The following is a 25,895-nucleotide window of genomic DNA, read 5'->3' as shown; positions in this document are numbered from 1 at the left end:
CCGAACGGGAGGCGGTACGCTTGACATTGACGCGGGAAGAAGCGGCAGGGCGCATCATGGTGGCGCTGGACCGCCCGGATGAAGCCGCCGCGGAATCGCTGATCCGGGCGCTTGAAGGCATCCCCTGCTGGCTGAAGGTCGGCATGGAGCTGTTCTACGCGGCCGGCCCGGCGTTCGTCGCCGGACTGAAAGACCGGGGGTACCGCGTCTTCCTCGACGTGAAGATGCACGATATCCCGAATACGGTGAAGGGCGGCGCGGCCAGCGTGACGCGGCTCGGCGTCGACCTGTTCAACGTTCACGCGGCGGGCGGCGTCCGGATGATGGAAGCGGCGCTGGAAGGCGCCGAAGCCGCCTCGGGCGGCCGGCCGCGGCCGCGGGTCATCGCGGTGACGCAGCTGACGAGCACGAGCCAGGCGGTGCTGAACGACGAGATCGGCATTCCGGGCACGGCGGAAGAAGCGGTCGTCCGCTACGCGCGGCTGGCGCGGCGGGCCGGGCTGGACGGCGTCGTCGCGTCCGCCCGGGAAGTGCGCGCGGTGAAAGCGGCGTGCGGCGGCGGGTTTCTCGCCGTCACGCCCGGCATCCGGCCGGCATCCGCTTCGGCCGATGACCAGGAGCGGATCATGACGCCGCGGGAAGCGCTGGACGCGGGAGCGGACTTCCTCGTCATCGGCCGGCCGATCACGGCGGCGCCCGATCCGCGGGAAGCGTTCGAATCCATTGTGAGGGAGTTGACGCACGGATGACCCGACAAACGGCCAACGGCGCGGAGCTGTCCCGTGAAATCGCCCGCCGGTTGCTGGCAATCCACGCGGTCGAGCTTCGCCCGAACGATCCGTTCACCTGGTCGTCGGGCCTGAAGTCGCCGATCTATTGCGACAACCGGCTAACGATGTCCTATCCCGAGGTGCGCGGCCTGATCGCGGACGGATTCGCCTCGATCATCCGGGAACGGTATCCCGAATGCGAAGCGGTCGCCGGCATCGCGACGGGCGGCATTCCGCACGCCGCATGGACGGCGGAGCGGCTCGGACTGCCGATGCTCTACGTGCGGGACAAGGCCAAAGGCCACGGCAAGACGAATCAGATCGAGGGCGCATTCCGGCCCGGCCAGAAAGTCGTGCTGATCGAAGACCTCGTGTCGACCGGCGGCAGCTCGCTGCGGGCGGCCGTGGCCGTGCGCGACGCCGGTTGCGAGGTGCTCGGCACGATCGCGATATTCACGTACGAGTTCCCGCAGGCGGAAGCCGCGTTCGCCGAACAGGGCATTCCGCTTCAGACGCTGTCGTCCTACAGCGTGCTGCTGGAAGCGGCGCTGGAAGCGGGAAGCATCACGGAGGAAGACGCCGCGCTGCTCCGCGGCTGGAAGAACGATCCGGAAGGCTACAGCAGACGTTTCGCATAACGCATAAAGCGGCATAAACGCAAAAAGCCCGGCGCTTCAGGCGCTGGGTTTTTTTTCGCAATCGGGAGGGCGGCGGCCGTGTCGGGGAGAATCGCTGATAGAAGGCCTTATTTTATGCCCGAGATGGTGTAGTTGTCCATGATGTACCGTTGGAACAGCAGGAAGACGATGATGATCGGCACGACCATGACGGCGGAAAGCGTGTAATATTTGGCATCGTTGGCGATGATGAGCGGCCAGAGGAAGCTGTTCCATCCGGCAATGAACGTCAGAATGCCCTGCACGGCAAGCACCGAGACGGAAATCGGAAGCACGATCTGCAGGAAGATGCGGAACTCGCCCGCTCCGTCCAGCCGCGTCGCTTCCAGCAATTCGTCCGGAATCGTCGACATGAACTGCCGGAACAGGAAGATCGCGAATGCGCCGACCAGCGACGGGAGCACGATGCCGGTCATCGTATTCGTCAGCCCCATTTTGTTCAGGATGAGGTAAACCGGGATCATCGTCACCTGGCCCGGAATCATCAGCGTGGCGAGCACGAGGTAAAACAGCGGCTCCCTGCCTTTGAATTTGTACTTCGCGAACCCGTACCCGGCCATGGCGTTGAGCAGCATCCCGAGGAAGGAGAAGAACACGATGATGAGCGTGTTCCGCAGATAAACGCCGAAGTTCATCCGCTCGAACAGTTCGACATAGTGCTCCAGGGTGAACGTCTCCGGCCACAGCGTCGGGGGGAAGCGGGCAAATTCCGGTTCCGGCTTGAAGGCGGAGAGGATCATCCACAGGAACGGCAGCACCATCAGAAACCCTCCGACGGTAAGCAAAATGCCTGCGAGCCATTGCATCGTTTTCTGTTTTATCGTCATGGCACCCATCCCCCGATTTCAGTCTTCCTTGCGCTGCAGCCTGAACTGCAGCAGCGTCAGCGTGATGATGGCGAAGAACAGGATGAAGGAACCGGCAGCCGCATATCCGAATTCACTGAATTGGAAGCCGTTCTTGTAGACGAACAGCGCGACGGACATCGTGCCTTCCAGCGGGCCGCCGTCGGTCATGACGAACGGTTCCTCGAAGAACTGCAGCCAGCCGATCAGCGTCGTGACCGAGACGAAGAAAATCGCAAACCGGAGCAGCGGCACGGTGATGTGCCGGATTTGCTTCCACGTCCCGGCGCCGTCGAGCTGGGCCGCTTCGTAGTACGATTTCGGAATGCCCTTGATCGCGGCGAGGAAGATCAGCATATTCAGGCCGATGGCCCGCCACAGCGCAAGAATGATCAGCGAGATTTTGGCCATCACCGGATCTTGCAGCCAGCGGACATCGGGCAGGCCGAAGAAGTTCAACACGGTGTTGAACAAGCCCAGCGACGGGTTGTACAAATAGCTCCACACAACGGCTACCGCCACCACGTTCGTGACAGACGGCATGTAGAACGCGGCGCGGAAAATATCGAACACGCGGGATTTGCCGAAGTTGATGAGCAGCGCGATCGCCAGGGAGAACAGAATAACGAACGGTACGCCGAACACGACGTAAAAGAGCGTGTTGCCGATCGCTTTCAGAAATGAGCCGTCCCGCAGAATTTCCGTGTAGTTGGCCAGTCCGACAAAATGGATATTGGCATAATCCGCGAGTCCCGCCAGATCCATATCGGTGAAGCTGATAAGGAGCGCGATCAGGATCGGCAGCAGCGAGAACAGAAAGAGCAGAATCAGAGCCGGAGTAATGAAGAAGTAAGGTGCGCTTCTCGGTGTAAAAATTTTCATGCGTGAGCACTTCCTTTGCCGAACGTATAAGAGAAAGCCTGCCGGCTGTATGCGGTTGCCGGCAGGCCGCGGTCCACGCTTATTCGCTCAAGATTTGCTCGGCTTTCGCGTTGAACGCATCCAGCTCCGCCTGGATGTCGGCATTGGCGCGGACGATCCGCTCGAACGAATCCAGGTACGTTTGCGCGATTTTCTCCCATTGGACGATCATCGGCATATGCTCCGAATGACGGAGCTGCTCCTGGATCGCCTGATATTTCGGATCTTCCTTGAGCAGCGGAGCGTCCCATGCCGCAATGTTGGCCGGCAGCGACTTGGTGAGCTCGTTCCACTTCATTTGCGTTTCCTTCTTGCTCATGTACTGGATGAACGCCAGCTCTTCTTCCGGATGTTTCGTGTATTCGAAGACCGCCAGGTTCGATCCGCCGAGAACGGACAGGTTGTTCTCCTTCGCCGGAAGCGGGGCGACCGCCCATTTGCCTTCCAGATCCGGCGCCTGCGACTGGATCGCGTTGATCATCCACGGACCGCTGATGAACATCGGCACGATGCCTTCGCCCGCAAACGCCTGAACCGTATCGAGGCCGAGGTCCAGCGGAGCGGAGCCGTCATCGAAGAAGCCTTTCAAATATTCGACGGCTTCCTTGAATTCCGGCTGGTTGAACAGCGGCTTGCAGCGCAGCCTGGAACGGGAGGCGGAGCGGTACCGGGAATTTCTGTCGTCCGTCATGCGCGGATTCCGCCTCGCGGTACGCGGCGAAGAAACGCCGGAGATGCGTGGTGCGGGACATCTTGAAAATCGTCTTCTCCCACCAGTACGAAGACGATGGCGACTGGCCGCAATGGTTCATGTTCGACCGGTATGCGCCGATCCAGCAGGAGGAAAGCCACGGCGACATCATCGTCTGGCCGCTGAAGGTGCTCGGCGACTACCTGCTCGCGACGGGCGATGCCTCGATTCTGGACGATCGGGTTCCGTACACCGTGCGGGGGACGTTCGTGTTCACCGAGGGGAAAGTTTCGATCCGGGACCATGTCCGCAAAGCGGTCGGACATCTGCATCATCATTTCCTGCACGGGACGCGCCTGTCCTCTTACGGCGACGGCGACTGGGACGACACGCTGCAGCCGGCGAACCGGCAGCTCAAAACGGTACATGGTCAGCAGCTGGACGGTGGCGCTCACCTATCAGGCGATCCGTCAACTGTCGGAGGGACTGCCGGCGGACGAGCGGGAATGGGCGGAGGAGCTCGCCGCCCTGGCGGACGGCATCCGCGAAGATTTCCATCGCGTGATCATGCGGACGGACGTCGTGCCCGGCTTCATTTATATGGAGCGGCCGGATGAAGCGGAACTGATGCTGCATCCGACAGACCGGAAAACCGGCATCCGGTACCGCCTGCTGCCGATGCAGCAAAGCATCATTTCGGAGCTCTTCACCCGCGAGCAAGCGGAGTCCCATTACGGGATCATCAAAGAAAAGCTGTACCACCCGGACGGCGTGCGGCTGATGGACCGCCCGGCGAATTATGACGGCGGCAACAGCAAACATTTCAAAAGAGCCGAGCAGGCGGCGAACTTCGGCCGGGAAATCGGGCTGCAGTATGTGCATGCGCACATCCGGTTCGTCGAGGCCATGGCGAAGCTGGGGTATGCGGAGGAAGCGTGGAGCGGCCTGCTGAAGATCAATCCGGTCGGTCTGCAAAGCGCCGTGCCGAATGCGGAACTTCGGCAAAGCAACGTTTACTTCAGCAGCTCCGACGGAAAGTTCAACACCCGCTATGAAGCCGAGCGGCGGTTCGAGGAGCTGCGCACCGGCCGGGCGGCGGTGAAGGGCGGATGGCGGATCTACTCCAGCGGCCCCGGCATCTATCTCAATCAACTGATTGCGAACTGCCTGGGCATTCGGCAGGTGATGGGCGATCTGGTGATCGATCCGGTGCTGCCCGGCCATATGGACGGACTTGAGTTTGATTTCGTCTGGATGGAGACGCCGGTCCGGTTCGTCTACCATCTGAAATCGGGCAGCCGCCGGGTGGTCGTCAACGGCCGCGAAGTGCCCGCGCTGCCGATCGCCGGGATGTACCGTGAAGGCGGCCTTCGCATCGCCAAGGAGGAATTTGCCAAAGCCCGATCGAATGAAAGGAACAGGGTCGAGATTTTCATCTGATTCACGGAGGCGGATGAACAAGGAGTGCAAAAGCCTTGGTGAGCATAAAAGACATTGCCAAAAAAGCGGGGGTTTCCATCTCCACCGTATCCTACGCGCTCAACGGCAGCCCGAAGGTGACGGAGGAGACCCGGCAAAAAATTCTGGCGGTCGCCGAAGAGCTGAAATATGTGCCCAATGCGGCCGCCAGAACGCTCAAAACGCGGGAGACGAAGGTGATCGGGCTCTATCTGACCGATTTCGGCGGCGCCTTCTACGGCGATTTGCTGCAAGGCGTGAAAGAGGTTCTCAACCAGAAGGGGTACGATCTGATCGTCTGCAGCGGCAAGCGGTCCCACCGGTTTCTGCCGGAGCGGACAATCGACGGCGCAATCGTGCTCGACGCGACGTTCTCGGACAAAGAGCTGCTGAAATATGCGGAAATGGGAAAAAAGATCGTCGTACTGGACCGGGAACTCGATCACCCGAACATCAATCACGTCTTTCTGGACAACAAGGCGGGGGCGACGCTGGCTATGGAGTATCTGTGGGAGAACGGCCATCGCCGGATCTATGTCGTCACCGGACCGAAGGCGTCTTACGACTCGAATCAGCGGCTGAAGGCCGTCCGGCAGTTCGCCGAGCGGCATGAGCTGGACGTGAAGGAAGTCGAAGGGCGGTTCACGAAGGAGTCCGGCGAGCTGGCGGCGGAACGGATTTTTCAAGAGTACGAAGAACCGACGGCGGTGTTTTGCCTCAATGACGAGATGGCCGTAGGGTTGTATATGTTTTTTCGCAAAACCGATTTGGTGATCGGCCGCCACATCCACATCATCGGATTTGACAACATCGAGCTTGCGGAATACATCAGCCCCCGGCTCGCGACCATCGATTATTCGAAGCGGAAATGGGGTGCCCTGGCATCCGAGCAGCTGCTGAAAATGCTGAGCGGCAAAAGCGTGGAACACGAAAGGATATACGTCAAACTGGGCGAATCCGTGGGCAGTCTCTCGAATCGATGAAGATTCGGAGACTGCCATTCTTTTTTTGCTCGAGTAGGGAACCCGCCGATGGCATGACAATAACGCAAACAACATAACGTTATCATAACAAAACTTGAACAAATCTGTTTTTCATTTGCTTATGGCAGGCAATTTGTTATGATAGTTATGTAAGCGCATGCATCACGGGAACCGACTGATGACCGGAGAAGCAGTTTTGATGAAATGGTGACCATGACGAAGGAGTGGATCGGCTTGAACAAAGCGGAACAGGCCCGGGGGCCGCTGCTTGAAGCCCGCGGCGTCACGCGGGTGTTCGGAAAGGGCGGCAACCGGGTGTATGCGCTGCGCGGCGCATCGCTTGCCGTCGGCGAAGGCCGGCTGGTCGCGCTGAAAGGCCGTTCCGGCTCGGGCAAAACGACGCTTCTCAATATCATGGCCGCGCTGGATACGCCGACCGAAGGGACCGTCCTCTACGGCGGCAGGGATGCCGGCCGCATGTCGGAACGGGAGAAGAACGAACTGCGCAAGCGCGAGATCGGCCTCATTTTCCAGTCGTTCGCCCTCGTGCCGTACATGACCGCGTTCGAGAACGTCGAGTTCGGACTGCGCATCGCGGAAGTACCGGCGGCCGAAAGGCGCAAGCGGGCGGAAGAAGCGCTCAAGTTCGTTGGCCTGGCCGGCCGGATGCACCATATGCCGCAGGAACTGTCGGGCGGCGAACAGCAGCGGACGGCGATCGCGCGCGCCATCGCGCACAAGCCGAGACTGATCCTGGCCGACGAACCGACCGCCGAACTGGATTCGCGCATGGGCCGGCAGGTCATCGGCGTATTCCGCGAACTGGTCAGGAACGAAGGCGTGACGATTGTGCTGACGACCCACGACCCGAACATCATGGAAATGGTCGACGACGTTTACGCACTGGAGGATGGTCGAGTTGAACTGGAACGCGTCAACGGGGGCTAAACTTCGTCCGGCGGCGCTCGCGGGCCTGCTGGCGGCCGGCGCGGCGCTCGGCGGATGCAGCCTGCTGCCGAAAGATCCCGAACCGCTCAAGCCTCCGCTTGTCAAGCCGGCGCAGGCCGAGATCCGGACCGTGGAAGCGTCGCTGGGCACCATTGTCCGGCAGGTGACGGGATCCGGAACGTTCGTGCCGACCGAGGTGCAATACTATCAGTTCAAGGAAGGCGGCGTCCTCGAGACCGTCCATGTCCGCGCCGGCCAGGAGGTGAAGCGGGGCGATCTGCTCGTCACCCTGGAGAACAAGGGCATCGACATTGAACTGCTGCAGCGCGAGCTCGAGTACGAGAAGAAGAAGCTTGCCTTCGAAGAGGCGCTCAAGAGCGGCAACGAGCGCGAGGCGAACATCGCCCGGATCGAATTCGAGATCGCGCGGAGGCAGTTCGACCAGACGAAGGAGAAAGCGGAAAACGCGGTGCTCAAGGCCGAGCGGGAAGGCATCGTCTCCTATGCGACGGATCTGCAGCCCGGCGATTATGTTGACGGAGGCCGCGTGCTCGCGGCGGTGGCTTCCCCGGCCGGCATGCGGCTTGCGCTGCAGACCGCGGCCAATCCGGTGATGGCCGATATCCGCATCGGGATGGAAGCGGAGGTGACTTACAAGGGGCGGATCTATACGGGCACCGTGACGCAGACGCCGTCCACGGCGCCGCCGACGGACGACGACCGGCTGCGCGAGGAATATGCGCGCACGCTGTACATCGAGCTCGACGAGCTGCCGGAAGACGCGTCGTTCGGCTCCATTGCCGACGTCAAGATCGTTGCCGCGCGCCGCGACAATGTCGTCGTGGTGCCGAAGGGGGCCGTGCGGACCTACTTCGGCAGAACGTTTGTTCAGGTTCTGGACGGGGAACGGCGCAGGGAAGTCGATGTCGAGACCGGCATCGAGAATGCGACGGAATACGAAATCGTGCAAGGCGTGGAACCGGGCATGCTGCTCATCCTCCAGTAAACGCCGCGGATGAACGATCTGCCAGAAGAAATGAGGGAGTCCCGACATGTCCGTACTCATCATGCTGCTGCGCAAGATGGCGCGCAACCGATGGCTTGTCGGCAGCCTGCTGGCGGGGATGTTGTGCTGCATCGCGCTCACGTCCAGCATGCCGCTGTACAAGAACGCGGTTCTCCGCTACATGCTCGTCCAGGATCTGGACCGCAGCTACGCGCATACCGGCTATCATCCCGGCGTCATCTCGATCGACATCGGCATGCGGACCGACGACCGCAAGGCGCAGAAGACGATCGTCGAGCGGTATGAATCCTATTGGGATGCGGTCATTGTCCGCAATGACAGGCTGAATGTTCAACTTGATCAAAGGGTGATGGAGACCGTCCGGTTCGCGCTGACGCCTGTCGACCCGACGCGCATCGATCCGGATCCGAAACGCTCCGCGAAATTCGCGGCCCGCAGCGGTCTCGAAGACAAGGTGCGCATCGTCGACGGCCGCCTGCCGGAGAAGCGGCAGCCGGTGAACGGCGTCTACGAAGTCATGCTGACCGACGCGGCGCTCTCCGAACTGAACATGCTGCTCGGCCAGGAATTCCGGATCGAGGATCCCCGGGTCAGCCGCGGCGACATCGTGATCAGGCCGGTCGCCGTCATTGCGGAACACGATCTGAACGACCCGTACTGGAGCCGGTCGAATCTGCAGCAGGAGCGCAACACGCTGTTTCTGGCGGAAGAAGTGTTCCGCGGCAGTTTTCCGGCGGACGGGCCGATCGTCTACGGGAAGGTCGGTGCGCTGGCCGTCACGGACTACACCGCGTACGACACCGGAACCGCGGCGTTCGTGCTGAACCTGAAAGGGAAAATGGCGGCCGACATGATGGGGAATTTCAATTATTCCGTCAGCACCTCGGTGTGGATCCCCGGCAGCGACGCCATGACGGCCTATGCCGACCGCGAGATGACGCTGCGGAACCTGCTCTTGTCGCTGAATGTACCGCTGCTCATCCTGATCGGCTTCTACCTCTACATGGTGTCCGGCATGCTCATCGAGCGGCAGCAGGCGGAAATCGCGGTGCTCCGAAGCCGGGGAGCTTCGCGGCTGCATATCATCGCCATCTATGCCATGGAGTTCGGCCTGTTGACCGCCGCCGCCCTGGCCGCCGGGCCCTGGATCGGCGCCGCATTCACGCGGGTGCTCGGGTCGACCGGCACGTTCCTGAACTTCGTCGACCGCGGCGCGCTGAGCGTCGAGATGACCGCCGAGAGCTGGCTGTACGCGGGAATGGCCGCCGTCTTCGCATGGGGCGTCAATCTGACGCCGGTCCTGACCGCGACCCGTGTGACGATCGTCGACCAGAAGCGGGCAAGGGCGCGCGAGGGCAAGCGGCCGGCCTGGATGACGTTCGGGCTGGATGTCATCCTGATCGGCCTCGCGTTCTACGGCTACTGGCTGTTCACCGAGCGGATGAAAGATCTTGTGAAACTCGGCCTGGACGGGAAGTCGCTGTCGGCCGATCCGCTGCTGTACACCGTGCCAACCCTGTTCGTGCTCGGCGCCGGGCTGCTGCTGATCCGGATTTATCCGCTGCTCGTCGCGCTCATCTACCGGATCGGGCGCAAAGCCTGGCCGCCGCAGCTCTATTCGACGCTGCTCCTGGTCAGCCGGCGCAACCGCGTCTATCACGGACTGATGCTGTTCCTCGTCCTGACCATCGGCACGGGAGTCTACAACGCCAACGCGGCCCGGACGATCAACGTCAACATGGAGGACCAGGTCTGGTACGCGGGCGGCGCGGACATCGTGCTGCGCCAGCATTGGGTGAACGATGCGCCCGTATCGGCGCCTGGTGCCGGTGGTCCGTCGGGGCCGGCGGTCGTCTCGTCCAGGATCAACTACCTGGAGCCGCCGTTCGAGTTGATCGAGAGCCTGCCCGGCGTCCGGCGGGCGGCGAAGGTGTTCAAGCGGGAAGACGCGGACGCCTGGTTCGGCACGAAGAGCGGCAAAGTGACGCTGATGGGCATCGAGACGGACGCCTTCGGCGAGACGGCCTGGATGAAGGACGGTCTGTTGCCCCATCATTTTTACGAATATTTGAACCTGATCGCGCCGGACCCGCGGGCGGTGCTGGTCTCCCGGACGGCGGCGGAATATTTCGGCCTTGCGTCCGGCGACCCGATCGACATCGGCTGGGAAGGCCGCCGGCCGACGCGGCTGACGGTGTACGGCGTCGTCGATTACTTCCCGTCGTTCAATCCGAATCCGACGGCCGCGCAGGGCAGGCCGTCCGGCCAGGCGCCGATGCTGGTCGTCGCGCATCTCGACACGATCCAGCAATCCATCGGGCTGGAGCCTTACGACGTCTGGGTGAAGCTGGAGGAAGGCGCGGACCGGCAGGCGCTGCTCGATGCGATTACCGAGCGGAACATCCGGCTCGAGAAGTTCGAGGATACGGTCGGCGCGGTCGCACAGAGCCGGCTCGATCCGTTCCGCATGGCGGTCAACGGTGTCATGAGCCTCGGCTTTATCGTATCGCTGATCGTCAGCTTCATCGGCTTCATGCTGTTCTGGCTGCTGTCCCTGCAGGGGCGGATGCTGCAGCTCGGCATCTATCGGGCGATGGGCATTTCGTTCCGCCAGCTGCTCGGTATGCTGGTCGTCGAACAGCTCCTCACGACCGGCGCCGGCTTCCTGATCGGTCTCGGGACGGGACTCGCGGCCGGAAGGATCTTCGTGCCGCTGCTTAAGCTTTCGTTCGATCCGGGCAAAATCGTGCCGCCGTTCGAGGTCGTAGCGGACCATTCCGACATCATCCGGCTGGCGATCGTGACGGCGGTCATGCTTGCCGCGGCGCTTCTGATTCTCGTCTGGCTGCTGAAGCGGATGAACATCCACCAGGCGGTCAAACTCGGGGAGGATTGATCCGATGATCAGTTGCGAGAATCTGGTGAAGATTTACAAGACGGCCGATATTGAAGTCGTGGCGCTCCAGGGGCTCAATCTGCAGGTCGAACAGGGCGAGATGATGGCAATCATCGGCAACTCCGGCAGCGGCAAGTCGACGCTGCTGAACATGCTGGGCGGACTGGATCGCCCGTCTGCGGGAAAGCTGCATGTCGACGGCAAGGACATGCTGAAGCTGACGGACAAGGAGCTGACCCGCTACAAGCGGGAGACGGTCGGTTTCATCTGGCAGAACAAGGCGCGCAACCTGATTCCCTATCTGACGGCGCGGGAAAACGTCGAAATCCCGATGTTGCTGCACGACCGGAAGCAGAAGCGGATGCGCGCGATGGAACTGCTTGATGCGGTGGGACTCGGCCATCGGGCGAACAACCGCCTGGAGCAGCTGTCGGGAGGCGAGCAGCAGCGGGTCGCGATCGCCATCGCCCTGGCCAACCGGCCAAAACTGCTGCTGGCGGACGAACCGACGGGCGCGCTCGATACCCGGACGTCCGCGCAGATCATGGGACTGCTGTGCAAGCTGAACGCCGAGCTCGGGCTGACGATCGTCATCGTCACCCATGACCTCAGCCTGGCGAAGCAGGTGAAACGGGTGGTTGCGATTCGCGACGGGCGGACGTCATCCGAGATGATCCTCCGGCAGAGCGGGGACGCCGGAGCGGGCGTCGGGGCGGACGACGCCTTCGACACCCATATTGAATACGCCGTCATGGACCGTTCGGGCCGCATCCAGGTCCCCGAGCATTACCTGGAAGCGGTCGGCGCAAAGGACGCCGACAAGGTGCTGCTCAGGCTCGAGAACGACCGGATTGTGCTGCTGCCCGCGGATGCGGGAAATAAGGAACAGTGAGACGAAAATTGGTATAATGATAGGAGCAATCCAGATTCGACACGAAATTTCGGGGAATGGATGGGAATGGATGAGGGAAGATGAAACGGAGAGTGACGATCCAGGAGATTGCCGATCTCGCCGGTGTTTCGAAATTTGCGGTATCGCGGGCGCTTACGGGCAAAAGCGGCGTCAGTGCGGCGACCCGGGAGATGATTTTGAAGGCGGCGGGAGAGCTAGGTTACTTCAAGAACAACGAACCGAAGCGGTTCTCCGGGGAATTGCACGATGAAGTCGACCGCAAATGGACGGGGACGATTGTCATTCTGTTTCCGAACATCCGGTACCAGAACAAGGAGTCCGTTTACTGGGGGCCGGTGTTCGAAGGCATTTCGTCCCGGCTCAACCAGAAAGGCATCGACATCCTGACGCTTACCGAACCGTCGCGGGACAATATTTTCTCGCTGGTCAAGCCGGAAGCGATCCAGGGCATCATCACGATCGGCACGATCTCGACGCCGATTCTGCTGGAAATCCGCCGTCTGAACATTCCGGTCGTCATGGTCGACCACGCCGACCCGGCGTTCCACTGCGACACCGTCTTCACGGACAATTACAACTGCATGAAGGATCTGACGACCAAGCTGATCGGCAAAGGATATCGGCGCTTCCAGTTTGTCGGCACGATCAACGATGCGCAGAGCTACTTCGAGCGCTGGCTGGCGTTCCGGGCGACGCTGGAAAGCTACGGCATCGAGCACAAGCAGGATCCCGCACTGATCAGTCCTGATGCGAGCGAGCGGCTGTACAAGCTGATTCCCGAGCTGCCGCTTGACGAATTGCCGGAAGTATTCGTCTGCGTCAACGACACGATCGCCGAGTTCATGATCGATGAACTGCGCAAACGCGGCTTCGACGTGCCGCGCGACTGCGCGGTAACGGGATTCGACAACACGAACACGACGCACCCGATCTACGCCACGGTGAATGTCAACAAAGAATTGCTCGGCATGCGCGCCGTCGACCAGATGCTGTGGCGTATTCTGAATCGGGATTCGGCCGTCGAGCGGAAGCTGCTGTACGGCGATGTCATCATCCGCGAATCCCACGCTTATACCGGAAACCATTCGCCGGGTTCCTGACGGGGCGGCGCGCCGTTCCGGCAGCGTGACGGATGCAGTGTGCGCGTAACATTTTTGACGGATGGCCCGGGGCGGGCGATGCAATCAGGCGGTTCTTCCGAAGCGGCATGCGGCAGCGCCGTTTCGGAAGAACCGCCTGATGTTGTTTGACTAACAAACAAGCATGCACAACAAAACAAAACCAAACAAAATTAAAAAATAATTGACGCAACAAACCAAATAAATATTGACTGAATATACTTGCGGTGATATGATTGTTTTGCAATAAATCCGAATATAGGTTGCGGTGGTGATGGGCAGCTGTAGTGTCGGGCGTTTTGTTGTAAACGTTTCCTCGGGGGATTGGCCGATGTCGATCGGCCGCTCAAGTGCCGTCAATCGGCGCTTACAGAGCAACTCGATCTTGAATTGGGAGGTTTGGCGATGAAAAAAATGAAAGTGCTTTCGCTGTTGCTTGTCGCGGTCATGCTGGTTCTGGCAGCGTGCGGCGGCGGGGGCAAAAAAAGCAACAACGAAAGCGGCGGCAGCGCAAACAGCGGTACGCAGACCGAAAACAGCGGCTCCAACAGCGGCGGCAGGGCAAACAATGGCAGCTCGGAGCAGCCCGCGGATGAGCCGGAGCCGGTCGACCTCGGCGGCCGCACGATCCGCGTAGCCGCATGGTGGGACCCGAAACCGGCGGGCAACACGGTCGATGAGCAGGCGCGTCTCGACAAGATTGCCGAACTGGAAGAGAAATACAACTTCACGTTTGAATGGATCAACATTCCGTTTGAAGAATACATGGACAAACTGACGACGTCCACGCTCGCGGGCGAGCCGTTCGCCGACATCGCGATCATGGAAGTCAAGCGGTCCATCCCGGTCGTCAAGCAAGGCCTGGTGCTCCCGCTCAGCGAATTCACCAGCGCAACGGATGACATCAACAACGAACAACGCCTGATGAGGAAGCTGACGCCGATCGGCGGCGTTGAGTATGCTTTCGGCGAACCGGGCGTTTCGATCGTCGGTATGTACTACAACCGCGACCTCGTGAAGCGGCTCGGCGTGAAAGATCCGCAAGAACTTTACAATGCCGGCCAATGGAACTGGGAAACGTTCCTGCAGCTGGCGAAGGATGCAACGCGCGACACGGACAACGACGGCACGCTCGACACGTTCGGCTACGCCGGCTGGGCGGCTGACGCAGCCCGCCACTTCGGCGCAACGAACGGCGCGCTGTTCGTCAACGAAGACCTGACGCTCGGCATGACGGATCCGAAGATGATCGAAGCACTGGAATTCGTCAATCGCCTGTACAACGTCGAGAATGTTGTCAAGGTCAAGACGGGCAACAAGATGGACTGGAACGAAACGAACACGTTCAAGGACGGCGACGTCCTCATGTCGGTCAACTATGACTGGAACATGGGCGACCTGACCTTCGAAGTCGGCGTCGTGCCGAACCCGGCCGGCCCGCAATCCGACGGCAAGACCACGTATGCGAATACGGCCCAGAACGCCTGGTTCATTCTCAAGGGCGTCAAGGATCCGCAAATCGTCTACTCGATCTTCGAGCAAAGCTTCGACTTCGAGTCGACGGCCGAATATCTCGGTCAAGACTGGCTGGAGTCCCGCTTCAAGACGCAGGAGGATATCGACATGGCGCTGCAGCATATCAACGGCACGGGTCGTCTCTCGCTCGAAGAAGGCATCCCCGACTTCCCGTTCTACGCCATCATGGATGAAATCATCATGCAGAACCAATCGGTATCCGCCACCATCGAGAAGTACAGACAGGACGCGGAAGCTGCGCTTGAGAAGGTAAGATAACAACCGGTATTTGCCGGTAATCGACGGAGGAAGGGGTGTACCGCGCAACATGGTGCACCTCTTCTTGTTATTATTTTTAGGTTCCTTATGCAAAAATTTCGGGCATCCAGACCGCGCGCCAACCGTTGCGCTCCGCTTGAAAAAACAAGCGTGGTTCAACGCTTAATTCCGCGTCATTCTAAGAATACATCTGCCTTCCCCCAACAGCGGAATACATTCCGAATGAAAAACAACACCAAACAAAATACTAAGAATATATTGAATTATAATTGACTATTGTTTTGTTCGATGATACGATTGTTATGTAATTGAGGCATCGTCGGAAGAGGGGCGTTGCGCTCATGTGCGGCGGACGAGCAAGCCAGCTTGCGGGTTCGCCGTTTGTTTGAAAGATAAGCATGGATCGGCTGGCTTGTCTTTCGACGCAAAACGGATGCGGCCGTCCGCGGGACGGCGAAAGCCGTTTTACTGAATTGGGAGGGCTGACCTTGAAGGGGATACCACGGCTGAGAAACATCGCAATATCCACTTTGTGTGCCGTGACGGCGTTCGGACTGCTGCCGCCCGGTCCGCTTGTCAAGGCCGATACCGCCGCGGATGGCAATCTGTCGACCGTCCTGGCATTCGATGTCAACGATCTGTACGATCTCGTCGACGGTCGAATCGAATACAAAGATTATCTGGTCCAATATGAAAGCGCTGCACTTCCGGACAGGGAGATCGTGATCGACGCCGCCCGGTATCAGGCGGTTCACGGAGAAGGCTTCGAAGTGCTTGACGGATTCGAGGGACAGGAAGGCGCTTCGCTGCTCACCGGCGAACAGGGCCGGGTGGACTGGACCGTCGACATTCCGGAGAGCGGGCTTTACCATGTTTCGATTTTGTACTATCCGATCGAAGGGAAAAGCTCCAGCATCGAACGGATGCTGTTGATCGACGGCGAGGTGCCGTTCCAGGAAGCCGCCTATCTGCAGTTCGACCGGATCTGGGACAATCAGTACGACGAAGTGAAGCGCGACAACCGCGGCAACGACCTTCGTCCGCAGCAGATCGAGAAGCCCGAATGGCGGGAGATGCTGTTCAAGGATTATGAAGGCTACTACGAGCAGCCGTTCCAGATCTATTTCTCGGCCGGCCGCCATACGATCTCGCTCGTCTCGTCGCGCGAGCCGATGGTCATCCGCCAGCTGAAGCTGTTCCAATACAAGCCGCCGGCCCCCTATGCCGAGGTCATCGAACAATTTCGCGCAGAGGGACTCAAGGAAACATCGGGCTTCCTGCTCACCGTCCAGGGCGAGGATGCGACAGCCAAATCATCGCCGACGCTCTACCCCCAGACCGAGCGTTCGACCTCCGCGGTCACGCCGTACAGCCCGTCGAAAGTGCGCATCAACACGATCGGCGGCTACAACTGGCGCATACCGGGGCAATGGATCGAATGGGAAGTGGAAGTTCCCGAGACCGGCCTGTACAAAATCGCGTTCAAATCGCAGCAAAATTTTGTCCGCGGCATCTATTCGACGCGCCGGCTGTATGTGAACGGCGAAATTCCGTTCCGGGAGGCGGACCGTATCGCGTTCAAATACAAGAGCGGTTATCGGATCGACGTCGTCGGCGAAGGAAAAGAAGCGTACCTCGTCAAGCTGAACAAGGGGAAGAACACGATCCGGCTCGAGAATACGCTTGGTGAATTCGCCACGCTCATCCGTGAAGTCGAGGAGAGCCTGTTCAACCTGAACAGCATGTACCGGAAGATCCTGATGATCACCGGCTCTTCTCCGGACCAGTTCCGCGACTACCGGGTTCACATCCAGATTCCGAACCTGCTCGAGACATTCCAATACGAGCATGACCGGCTGAAGCGGATCAGCGACGAGCTGCGCCGGCTGTCCGGCGGCAGCGGCAACTCCGAGGCGATGCTGAAGACGATGTACCATCAGCTCGAAGAGATGATCGACGACCCGGACACGATTCCACGGCGGCTGGTCGCTTTCAAGCAGAACACCGGCGGACTCGGCACCTGGCTGCTGACCGCGCGGGAGATGCCGCTCGAGATCGACGAGCTCTACGTCGCTTCGCCCGATGTCAAATTCCCGAAGGCGGGAAGCGGATGGTTCAGCGAGCTCAGGCACCAGGTCTTGACGTTCGCATACTCGTTCATCATCGACTACAACACGATCGGCAACGTCGTCGACGAGAAAGCCCGGCGCACGATCACCGTCTGGATCGGCAGCGGCCGCGACCAGGCGAACACGCTGAAGCAGATGATCGACGAAACGTTCACGCCGCAGACGGGCATCAACGTCAACCTGCAGCTCGTGCAGATGCAGAACCTGCTGCCGGCCACACTGGCGGGCCAGGGGCCGGATGTCGCGATGCAGATCGCGAGCGACATCCCGGTCAACTACGCGATGCGCAACGCGACGGTCGATCTGACCCAATTCCCGGACTTCGAGGAAGTGGCGGCCCGCTTCCGGCCAAGCGCGCTCGTGCCGTACACGTATGAAGGCGGCGTGTATGCGCTTCCGGAGACGCAGACCTTCCCGATGCTGTTCTACCGGAAGGACATCCTGAAGGAACTGGGGCTTGAAGTGCCCGAAACCTGGGAAGACGTCGCCGCCTTGCTGGCCGTCCTGAACAAGAACAACATGCAGTTCGGGCTGCCGCTCGTCATCACGCCGTCCTATCCCGGCGAGAACCTGCCGCCGAACCCGCTGTTCGCGGCGCTGCTCATGCAGAACGGCGGAGAATTCTACCGCGACGGAGGCCGGGCGTCGGGGCTCGATTCACCGGTCGCCATCGAGACGTTCAAGATGTGGACGGAGTTCTATACCGACTACAAGCTGGAGCGCGAGTTCGATTTCGCGAACCGGTTCCGGACCGGTGAGATGCCGATCGGCATCTGGGACTATACGATCTACAACCAGCTCACCGTCTTCGCGCCGGAAATCCGCGGCATGTGGGGATTCGCGCCGGTTCCGGGCACGGTGCAGGTGGACGGCACGGTCCGCCACGACGTGACGAGCACCGGCGTCGGCACGATCATGCTGAAGAACGCGCAGGACAAGGAAGCAGCCTGGGCGTTCATGAAATGGTGGACGTCCGCCGAGACGCAGACGAAATTCGGCCGCGAGATGGAAGCCCTGATGGGCGCCGCGGCGCGGTATCCGACGGCCAACATCGAGGCGCTCGACAGCCTGCCCTGGCCGGTGCAGGATTATACGAACCTGAAGGAGCAATTCCAGTGGGTGCAGGGCATCCCGGAAGTGCCCGGCGGGTATTTCACCGGACGCCATCTGATCAACGCGTTCTACCGGGTCGTCGTCAACGGCAACAACGAGCCGCGGGAGACGATCATCGAATACGTGGAATACATTCACGACGAGATTCGCGCGAAGCGCAAAGAATTCGGCCTGCCGGAGTAAGAGGAGGGACTGAACGTGTCGAATATCGCCATTGAACCACAAGCACCGGCAGGCACCGGCAGGCAGACGCGCCTGCGCACATGGTGGGCGACCCGGAAACGGGAAATGAAGCTGCACAAGCATTCGTACATTCTGATGGCGCCCTACATGCTGCTGTTCTTTTCGTTCACGGTGCTGCCGGTCTTCATGTCGCTGCTGATCAGCTTCACCTATTTCAACATGCTCGAATTTCCGCGGTTCATCGGCTGGCAGAACTATGCGCGGCTGTTCCTTGAGGACGACGTGTTCCTGATCGCCGTCAAGAACACGCTGCTGTTCGCCGCCATCACCGGCCCTGTCAGCTATATGGCCTGCTTCATCTTCGCCTGGATCATCAACGAGCTCGGGCCGAAACTCAGGGCGTTCATGACGCTCGTCTTCTACGCCCCGTCGATTTCCGGGAACGTCTATTTCATCTGGCAGATCATTTTCTCCGGGGACCGGTACGGCATCGCGAACGCCTGGCTGATCAAGCTGGGGATCATTCTTGAACCGATCCTGTGGCTCAAGACGGAAAAGTATATTTTGCCCATCCTCATTCTCGTTCAGCTGTGGCTCAGCCTCGGCACCGGATTCCTGGCGTTCATCGCCGGCCTGCAGACGGTCGACAAGACGCTGTACGAGGCGGGCGCCGTCGACGGCGTCAAGAACCGCTGGCAGGAGCTGTGGTACATCACGCTGCCGTCCATGCGCCCGCAGCTCATGTTCGGCGCCGTCATCCAGCTGACGACGTCGCTGGCCGTCGCCGACGTGTCGATCAACATCGCCGGGTTTCCGAGCGTCAACTACGCGGCCGAGACGATCGTCACGCACCTCATCGACTTCGGCACGATCCGGTTCGAGATGGGCTTCGCTTCCGCGATTGCGACCGTCCTGTTCATCCTGATGGTCGGCACCAACCTGATCGTCCAACGACTTCTCAGGAAGGTGGGGCAATAAACGCATGAACATGATTCTGTCCTTGCGCCGCAGAAAACGCGTCAACCGGTCCTTCCTGGGAAGCTTCATGCTGTTCCTGTTCCTGGCGGTGTTCGGCGCGTTCATGGCGCTGCCGCTGGTCTTTGCGATCAACGCGGCGTTCAAGCCGCTGGACGAAATTTTCCTGTTCCCGCCGCGGCTGTTCGTCCGCAACCCTACGTTCGACAACTTCATCGATCTGGTCGAACTGCTCGGCAACTCGTGGGTGCCGTTCACGCGGTACATTTTCAACACCGTGTTCATCACGGGCATGGGCGTGCTGGGACACGTCATTTTCGCCTCGGCAGCCGCCTATCCGCTGGCCAAGCACAAATTCCCGGGACGGAACGTGCTGTTCCAGATCGTCGTCCTGTCGCTCATGTTCTCGCCGGCGGTCACATCGATTCCGAACTACATGATCATGTCGTGGCTCGGTTTCGTCGACACGTACTGGGCGGTCATCCTGCCGGCGTTCGCCTACTCGCTCGGGCTCTATCTGATGAAGCAGTTCATGGAGCAGATTCCCGACGCGCTGCTGGAGGCGGCGAAAATTGACGGCGCCAGCGAGTACCGCATCTTCTGGTCAATCGTCATGCCGAACGTGAAGCCGGCCTGGCTGACGCTCATCATCCTCGTCTTCCAGATTCTGTGGGGGACGGACGGCAACGGTTTCATCTACAGCGAGCAGCTCAAGACGCTCCACTTCGCTTCGAACCAGATCATCCAGGGCGGCATCGCGCGCGCGGGTGTGGGGGCCGCGGTCGCGCTCATCCTGATGAGCGTGCCGATCACGATATTCATTTTCTCGCAGAGCCGCATCATCGAGACGATGGCGACGTCCGGCATGAAGGACTAAGGGGGGATCGACGCGTGAGAATGAAGAAAGCGCTTCTGCTAGCGGCGATCATTTCCCTGCTGGCATTGACCGCCGCGCCCGCCGCCCAGGCGGCGGCGCCTTACGAGGCGTACACCTACAACTATTACCGGGATGCCGTGGCGCTGCCCGCGCCGTTCCTGCCGGAGCGGACCGTGGACGGCTTGCGGCTCGGCGTCGGCGATTTCAAGATGCCGAACGACATCTATGTGACGAAGGACGGCATCGTCTACATCCTGGACAGCGGCAACAACCGCATCATCGTGCTGGATGAAAACTGGAACGTTACCCGCATCATCGACGGGTTCGACAACAACGGAACGTCCGACACCTTCGGCAATCCGAACGGCATTTTCGTGGCGGAAGACGGTGAGATCTACATTGCGGACACGGACAAACGGCGCGTCGTCGTGCTGACGGAAGACGGAAAGCTTGTCAAGATCGTCCAGAATCCGCAATCCGAAGTATTGCCCGACAACTTCGAGTTCGCGCCGCTCCGGGTGACGGCGGACCGGGCGGACCGGATTTTCGTCATCGCGCGCGGCGTGTACGAGGGCATCATGCAGTTCGACGAGAAGGGCGAATTCCTCGGGTACGTCGGCACAATCAAGGTTCAGCCCAGCGCGGCCGACCGGCTGTGGCGCTGGCTGGCGACGGACGCCCAGAAGGCGCAGATGGTGCTGTTCATTCCGACGGAGTTCTCCAGCCTGGATATCGACCACAAGGGATTCGTGTACGCGACGAACATCGACGTCGGTTCGACAGAAACGATCAAGCGGATCAATCCGCTCGGTCAGGACGTCATCAAACGGTTCGGCCATTATCCGAACGTCGGCGACATTCGCTACCGGATCTATGGCAACAATTCGGGTCCGTCCAAGCTGACCGACATCAAGGTGATCGGCGATGGCATGTATGTCGTGCTGGATTCGAACCGGGCGCGCCTGTTCACCTACAATGACGAGGGCGAACTGCTCTACGCTTTCGGCGGCCGCGGCACCCAGCTCGGCGTCTTCAACACGCCGGTCGCCGTGGAATGGCAGAAGGACAAACTGCTCGTTCTCGACCGCGGCAAGAACAACATTGTCGTCTTCAAGCCGACCAGGTTCGGCCGGCTGGTCCATGAAGCGACCGCGCTCCATTACAACGGCAACACCGAGGCTGCGGTCGAGCTGTGGAAAGAAGTGCTGCGCCTCAATTCGAACTATGACATCGCTTATCTCGGCATCGGCAAATCGCTGCTCATGGCGAAGGAGAACAAGGAAGCGATGGAATATTTCAAGCTGGGCATGTCGCGCAAATATTATTCCATCGCCTTCAAGCGATACCGCAGGGAAGTGATGCAGGAGCATTTCGGCACGTTCATGACGACAGTCATCGTTCTGATCGCCGCGTTCGTCGCCTTCCGCATCGCGAGGAGAGTCCGGCTGGGAAGGAGTGCGGGTCATGAAGCATGACTGGATCAAGTTCCCGTTCCACATCATCTTCCACCCGTATGACGGGTTCTGGGATCTGAAATACGAGAACAAGGGCAGACTGCGCGTCGCGATGACGATCCTGCTGCTGATGGTCGTCGCCACGTCGCTCATGAATCAGTTCGCCGGTTTTCTCGTCAATTTCAACGATCCGCGCTACCTGAACACGCTGTACGATCTGATGTACACGGTGCTGCCGTTCATCCTGTTCTGCGTCGCCAACTGGTCGGTAACGACGCTCATGGAAGGCGAGGGCAAGTTCAGGGAGATCGTCATCGCGACGGCCTACGCGCTGCTGCCGATGATTCTCATCAACCTGCCGCTGACCTTCATCAGCCGGTTCATGACCAATGAGGAGACGGCGTTCTACTGGATGTTGAACACCTTCGGCGCCATCTGGTTCCTCTACCTGCTGTTCGTCGGCAACATGACGATTCACCAGTATACGGCGGCCAAGGCGGTCATCACCCTCATCCTGACCGTCATTGCGATGGGGATCATCGTCTTTCTCGGCGCGCTGGCGCTTACGATCAGCATGGATATATACTGGTTCGTCTACGACATTTATCGTGAACTCATATTCCGCTAGAAGGGGGCCGCACCAGTGAACAGACGCAAGAAGTGGTACGCGGTGCTGGCCTTCGTCCTCGTCGCCGGTATCGCAGCCACGACGTATTACATTGCAACGAAAGGCGCTCCCGCGGTTGACGTCTCCCGCTATGCGACGGATTCCGCGGAGATGCTGCAGGCGTCCGAACTCAAGTTTCTCGCGGACAGCCGGAACGCCGTTCCGGGCATGAAGCCGGTCGCGGAGACGGATGCCCTGGCGCTGTATTACCACGAGGAGACGACCGAGATCGCCGTGCTGGACAAACGGAGCGGCAAAGTGTGGCGGAGCAATCCGGAGGACCTGGACAGCGATCCGATCGCCTCGCCCTATGAGAAAGAAGCGCTCGCCTCGCAGGTGACGGTGAACTACCGGGATGAAATCGGAACGCTCGGCACGTTCACCAACTACGCGATGAGCGTCACGAACGGGCAATTCACGACGGAGAGCATCGAGAACGGGCTGAGGATCACCTACGTTCTCGGCGACGCCGAAGCCGGCATCGACGCGCTGCCGAAGCGGATCAGCAAAGCCCGGTTCGAAGAGAAGATCATGAGCAAAGTCGACGAACAGGCGCAGGCGGCGCTCCGCCGGGCCTACGCCGCGACCAAGTCCGATCCCGAAGTGCTGGAGCGGCTCGATTCGTATGTCGAGCGTCCGCTCGTCCTCGCCCGGGTGCTGGCCGCTTTCGAGCAGGCCGGGTATACCGAAGAGGACCTGGCGTACGACAACGAGGAGAACGGCATCGGCGGCGCCCTGACCGAGAAGCCGAGCTTTACGGTCGTCGTCGAATACCGGCTCGAGGGCGACTCGCTGGTCGTGTACGTGCCGGGCAGCAAGATCGAAGAAGCGGAAGGCTTCAAAATCCGGAACATCGAGCTGCTTGAATTTTTCGGCGCGGCCGGTCCGGAGGAACAGGGCTACATGCTCGTACCGGATGGATCGGGCGGCCTGATCTATCTGAACAACGGCAAGAAGAACGCCGAAGTGTACAGCCAGCGCATCTATGGTGACGACATGAACGACAACGCCTGGCGTCGGAAACAGATCGCGGAATCCGCGCGGCTTCCGGTGTTCGGCCTCAAATCCGGGGACCATGCCTGGCTCGCCGAGATCGAGCTCGGCGAAGCGATCGCGAGTATCACGGCGGACATCAGCGGCCGGCAGAACAGCTTCAACAACATCTACGCCAGCTTCATGATCCGCGGTGAAGACTGGCTCGAACTGTACAAAGGTTCTCGGGGCGTCGAGGAGATCCAGCTGCTCACGGAAGACCGCTATACCGGGGATCTGCAGATCCGCTTCAGTTTCCTTTCGGGAACGGATGCCACCTATTCCGGCATGGCGAAGCTGTACCGCGAACGCCTTCGCGCGGCCGGCAAGTTGAAGCCATTGCAGGCGGAAGGCGATCTGCCGTTCTATGTCGACGTGCTCGGCGCCATTGACAAGCGCAAATCGTTCCTCGGCGTGCCGTACAAAGGGATTGTGGCCATGACGACGGTCGAGGAAGCCGGCGAAATCGCGTACGCGCTCGAATCCCGCGGCATCCGCAACGTGCGGATGCGGTATCTCGGCTGGTTCAACGGCGGTCTCAGCCATACGCTTCCGTCCAAGGTGGATATGGTGGGCAAGCTCGGCAGCAGGAAAGACCTGCGGAACCTCGCGGACCGGCTCGAGTCGATGGGCGGCGGGCTCTACCCGGACGTCGCGCTGCAGCATGTGCTGAGGGACAACTTCACGTTCAGACCTGCGGCGGACGCGGCGCGCTTCGTGACGCGGGAGCAGGCGTGGCGTCATCCTTACGACCGCGCCCTGAACCGGATGAACCCTCTCCTCGGCGATTACTGGTTGCTGTCGCCGGCCAAGCTGCCGCACTTCGTCGACAAGTTTATGAAAGGATACGACAAGTACGGCATTGACGCGGTATCGCTGCGGGATCTCGGCGACCTCGTTCACGCGGACTATCGGGTAAGACGCGTTGTCTTCCGCGAGAACGCCAAGAACATCGCCGCCGAGCAGCTCGCGAAGCTGAGCGAGCGCTACGGAGACGTACTGATCACCGGCGGCAACGCGTACGCGCTGCCTTACGCGGACCAGATCGTGAACGTGCCGATGGAAACGAGCAACTTCAACATCGTGGACGAAACGGTGCCGTTCTATCAGATGGTGCTGCACGGGTCCATCGAGTACGGCGGTTCGCCGATCAATCTGCACGACGAGCAGGATACGCGCGAGCATCTGCTCCGTCTGGCCGAATACGGCGCGGCCCCGCATTTCCTGTGGTCGTACGAATCGTCGTCTGAACTGAAATTTACGCGCTACGACTACATGTTCTCGACGCAGTATACCGACTGGATCGACGAGGCAGCCGACTTGTACGCGCGGCTGAACGGCGCACTGGCGGGCCTTCGGACACAGACGATCGAAGAGCATATCCGCCACCGGGACGGCGTCGTCGAAGTCCGCTACTCGGACGGCACGGCGATCTTCGTCAACTACACCGATGAACCGGTGACGGTGGGCGGCGTCAAGATCGAGGCGAAAAACTTCACGGTGGGCGGTGATTCCCGATGATCAAGAAACGATTGACCTTGTCGCAGAAGCGATCGCTTCTCGGGATCTTCTTCATCCTGCCGTGGCTGATCGGCTTTCTCTTCCTGTTCCTGACGCCGCTTCTCGAGTCGATCCGCTTCAGCTTCAGCGAACTGAAAGTGGCGCCGAACGGGTTCACGCTCGAATTCATCGGTATCGAGAACTTCAGGTTCGCGCTCGCGGTCGACCCGGATTTCAACCGGGTGCTGACGCAGTCCATACTGGAAATGGTTTATGACGTGCCGATGATCCTGTTCTTCAGCCTGTTCACGGCAACGCTGCTCAACCAGAAGTTCCGGGGCAGGTCGGTCGCCAGGGCCGTCTTCTTTCTGCCGGTCATCCTGGCGTCCGGCGCCGTCGCCGCGGCGCAGCAATCCGGTCTGATCCAGCTCACCGGCAGCTCCGAGATTGCGCAGGAGCTGGCCCAGCAGCAGTCTGGATTCGACCCGATGATGGTCGTCCGGATGCTGGGCAATGCCGGCATACCGCTCTGGTTCGTCGAGTATATCGCGGAAGCGATCAACCGGATTTACGAGATCATCAGCAGCTCCGGCGTTCAGATTCTGATTTTCCTCGCCGCGCTGCAATCGGTGCCGTCTTCGATGTATGAAGTGGCGAAGATCGACGGCGCGACGGCGTATGAATCGTTCTGGAAGATTACGTTCCCGATGGTCAGCCCGCTCATCCTGACGAACGTCATCTATACGATCATCGACTCGTTCGCCGACAGCCCGGTAACGGAGCGGATCTATCAGACGGCGTTCCAGTCGCAGAATTTCGGCCTCAGCGCGGCTATGGCGTGGCTGTACACGATTGCCGTCAGTCTGCTGCTGGTCATCATCGGCATTCTGATCTCGCGAAGAGTCTTCTACCACAACTGACGGA

General features: G+C 60.2%; 19 protein-coding genes and 1 pseudogene. 17 read left to right on the top strand and 3 right to left on the bottom strand.

Features of this window, described 5'->3' with window-relative positions:
- Positions 1 to 20 precede the first annotated feature (20 nt).
- Both pyrF and pyrE read left to right on the top strand, forming a co-directional pair.
- Positions 21 to 749 (top strand): orotidine-5'-phosphate decarboxylase, encoded by a 729-nt coding sequence (gene pyrF, locus C6W55_RS10830; protein ID WP_015255143.1) that lies wholly within the window; start codon positions 21 to 23, stop codon positions 747 to 749.
- The gene (gene pyrE / locus C6W55_RS10825; protein WP_015255142.1) at positions 746 to 1,408 is read left to right on the top strand and encodes an orotate phosphoribosyltransferase; all 663 of its coding nucleotides are present in this window, start codon (positions 746 to 748) and stop codon (positions 1,406 to 1,408) included. The genes pyrF and pyrE overlap by 4 nt, the downstream gene beginning before the upstream one ends.
- A 107-nt stretch (positions 1,409 to 1,515) precedes the next feature.
- On the opposite strand, the gene C6W55_RS10820 is transcribed toward pyrE, so the two are convergent.
- The 3 genes from C6W55_RS10820 to C6W55_RS10810 form a co-directional block, all read right to left on the bottom strand.
- Positions 1,516 to 2,283 carry a carbohydrate ABC transporter permease gene (locus C6W55_RS10820; protein ID WP_041853886.1) on the bottom strand — a complete coding sequence of 256 codons (768 nt, stop codon included), beginning with the start codon at positions 2,281 to 2,283 and terminating at the stop codon, positions 1,516 to 1,518.
- A 9-nt stretch (positions 2,284 to 2,292) separates the two neighbouring features.
- Positions 2,293 to 3,174 (bottom strand): carbohydrate ABC transporter permease, encoded by an 882-nt coding sequence (locus C6W55_RS10815; RefSeq protein ID WP_015255140.1) that lies wholly within the window; start codon positions 3,172 to 3,174, stop codon positions 2,293 to 2,295.
- Positions 3,175 to 3,253: 79 nt separating this feature from the next.
- Positions 3,254 to 3,904 carry an extracellular solute-binding protein gene (locus C6W55_RS10810; protein WP_083883206.1) on the bottom strand — a complete coding sequence of 217 codons (651 nt, stop codon included), beginning with the start codon at positions 3,902 to 3,904 and terminating at the stop codon, positions 3,254 to 3,256.
- Here C6W55_RS10810 and C6W55_RS10805 point away from each other — a divergent pair.
- The 15 genes and pseudogenes from C6W55_RS10805 to C6W55_RS10735 all read left to right on the top strand — a co-directional run.
- Positions 3,859 to 5,344: pseudogene (locus tag C6W55_RS10805) on the top strand (GH36-type glycosyl hydrolase domain-containing protein); the annotation flags it as partial. The gene C6W55_RS10810 and the pseudogene C6W55_RS10805 sit on opposite strands and share 46 nt — an antisense overlap.
- A 35-nt stretch (positions 5,345 to 5,379) precedes the next feature.
- Positions 5,380 to 6,345, top strand: coding sequence for a LacI family DNA-binding transcriptional regulator (locus C6W55_RS10800; protein ID WP_286892649.1), 966 nt, complete (start codon positions 5,380 to 5,382; stop codon positions 6,343 to 6,345).
- Positions 6,346 to 6,579: 234 nt separating this feature from the next.
- Positions 6,580 to 7,293, top strand: coding sequence for an ABC transporter ATP-binding protein (locus tag C6W55_RS10795; RefSeq protein WP_483316362.1), 714 nt, complete (start codon positions 6,580 to 6,582; stop codon positions 7,291 to 7,293).
- Entirely contained in the window at positions 7,265 to 8,299 is a 1,035-nt protein-coding gene (locus C6W55_RS10790; protein WP_286892648.1) for an efflux RND transporter periplasmic adaptor subunit, read from the top strand. The genes C6W55_RS10795 and C6W55_RS10790 overlap by 29 nt, the downstream gene beginning before the upstream one ends.
- A 46-nt stretch (positions 8,300 to 8,345) precedes the next feature.
- Complete coding sequence (locus C6W55_RS10785) at positions 8,346 to 11,216, top strand: ABC transporter permease (protein ID WP_015255136.1); 2,871 nt, start codon at positions 8,346 to 8,348, stop codon at positions 11,214 to 11,216.
- A 4-nt stretch (positions 11,217 to 11,220) separates the two neighbouring features.
- Complete coding sequence (locus C6W55_RS10780) at positions 11,221 to 12,108, top strand: ATP-binding cassette domain-containing protein (protein ID WP_015255135.1); 888 nt, start codon at positions 11,221 to 11,223, stop codon at positions 12,106 to 12,108.
- 80 nt (positions 12,109 to 12,188) lie between these two features.
- Positions 12,189 to 13,229 (top strand): LacI family DNA-binding transcriptional regulator, encoded by a 1,041-nt coding sequence (locus C6W55_RS10775; protein WP_015255134.1) that lies wholly within the window; start codon positions 12,189 to 12,191, stop codon positions 13,227 to 13,229.
- Between the two features lie 423 nt (positions 13,230 to 13,652).
- The gene (locus C6W55_RS10770) at positions 13,653 to 15,041 is read left to right on the top strand and encodes an ABC transporter substrate-binding protein (RefSeq protein ID WP_286892647.1); all 1,389 of its coding nucleotides are present in this window, start codon (positions 13,653 to 13,655) and stop codon (positions 15,039 to 15,041) included.
- 488 nt (positions 15,042 to 15,529) lie between these two features.
- Complete coding sequence (locus tag C6W55_RS10765) at positions 15,530 to 18,466, top strand: extracellular solute-binding protein (RefSeq protein WP_286892646.1); 2,937 nt, start codon at positions 15,530 to 15,532, stop codon at positions 18,464 to 18,466.
- Positions 18,467 to 18,571: 105 nt separating this feature from the next.
- Positions 18,572 to 19,444: a carbohydrate ABC transporter permease gene (locus tag C6W55_RS10760; RefSeq protein ID WP_086010550.1), complete on the top strand. Its 873-nt coding sequence runs from the start codon at positions 18,572 to 18,574 to the stop codon at positions 19,442 to 19,444.
- Positions 19,445 to 19,448: 4 nt separating this feature from the next.
- A complete protein-coding gene (locus C6W55_RS10755; RefSeq protein WP_015255130.1) occupies positions 19,449 to 20,318 on the top strand; it encodes a carbohydrate ABC transporter permease in 870 nt (289 codons plus the stop codon).
- Between the two features lie 20 nt (positions 20,319 to 20,338).
- A complete protein-coding gene (locus C6W55_RS10750; protein WP_286892664.1) occupies positions 20,339 to 21,793 on the top strand; it encodes an NHL repeat-containing protein in 1,455 nt (484 codons plus the stop codon).
- Entirely contained in the window at positions 21,783 to 22,400 is a 618-nt protein-coding gene (locus C6W55_RS10745; RefSeq protein ID WP_015255128.1) for a Yip1 family protein, read from the top strand. The genes C6W55_RS10750 and C6W55_RS10745 overlap by 11 nt, the downstream gene beginning before the upstream one ends.
- 15 nt (positions 22,401 to 22,415) lie before the next feature.
- The gene (locus C6W55_RS10740; protein ID WP_015255127.1) at positions 22,416 to 24,992 is read left to right on the top strand and encodes a DUF5696 domain-containing protein; all 2,577 of its coding nucleotides are present in this window, start codon (positions 22,416 to 22,418) and stop codon (positions 24,990 to 24,992) included.
- The gene (locus C6W55_RS10735) at positions 24,989 to 25,891 is read left to right on the top strand and encodes a carbohydrate ABC transporter permease (protein WP_015255126.1); all 903 of its coding nucleotides are present in this window, start codon (positions 24,989 to 24,991) and stop codon (positions 25,889 to 25,891) included. Before C6W55_RS10740 ends, C6W55_RS10735 begins: the two co-directional genes overlap by 4 nt.
- Positions 25,892 to 25,895 lie beyond the last annotated feature (4 nt).

It is taken from the genome of Thermobacillus sp., assembly GCF_003390775.1.
Classification (GTDB): Bacteria; Bacillota; Bacilli; order Paenibacillales; family Paenibacillaceae; genus Thermobacillus; species Thermobacillus xylanilyticus.
Note: the sequence above shows the minus strand (reverse complement) of the source record. Positions and strands in the feature narration are given on the sequence as shown.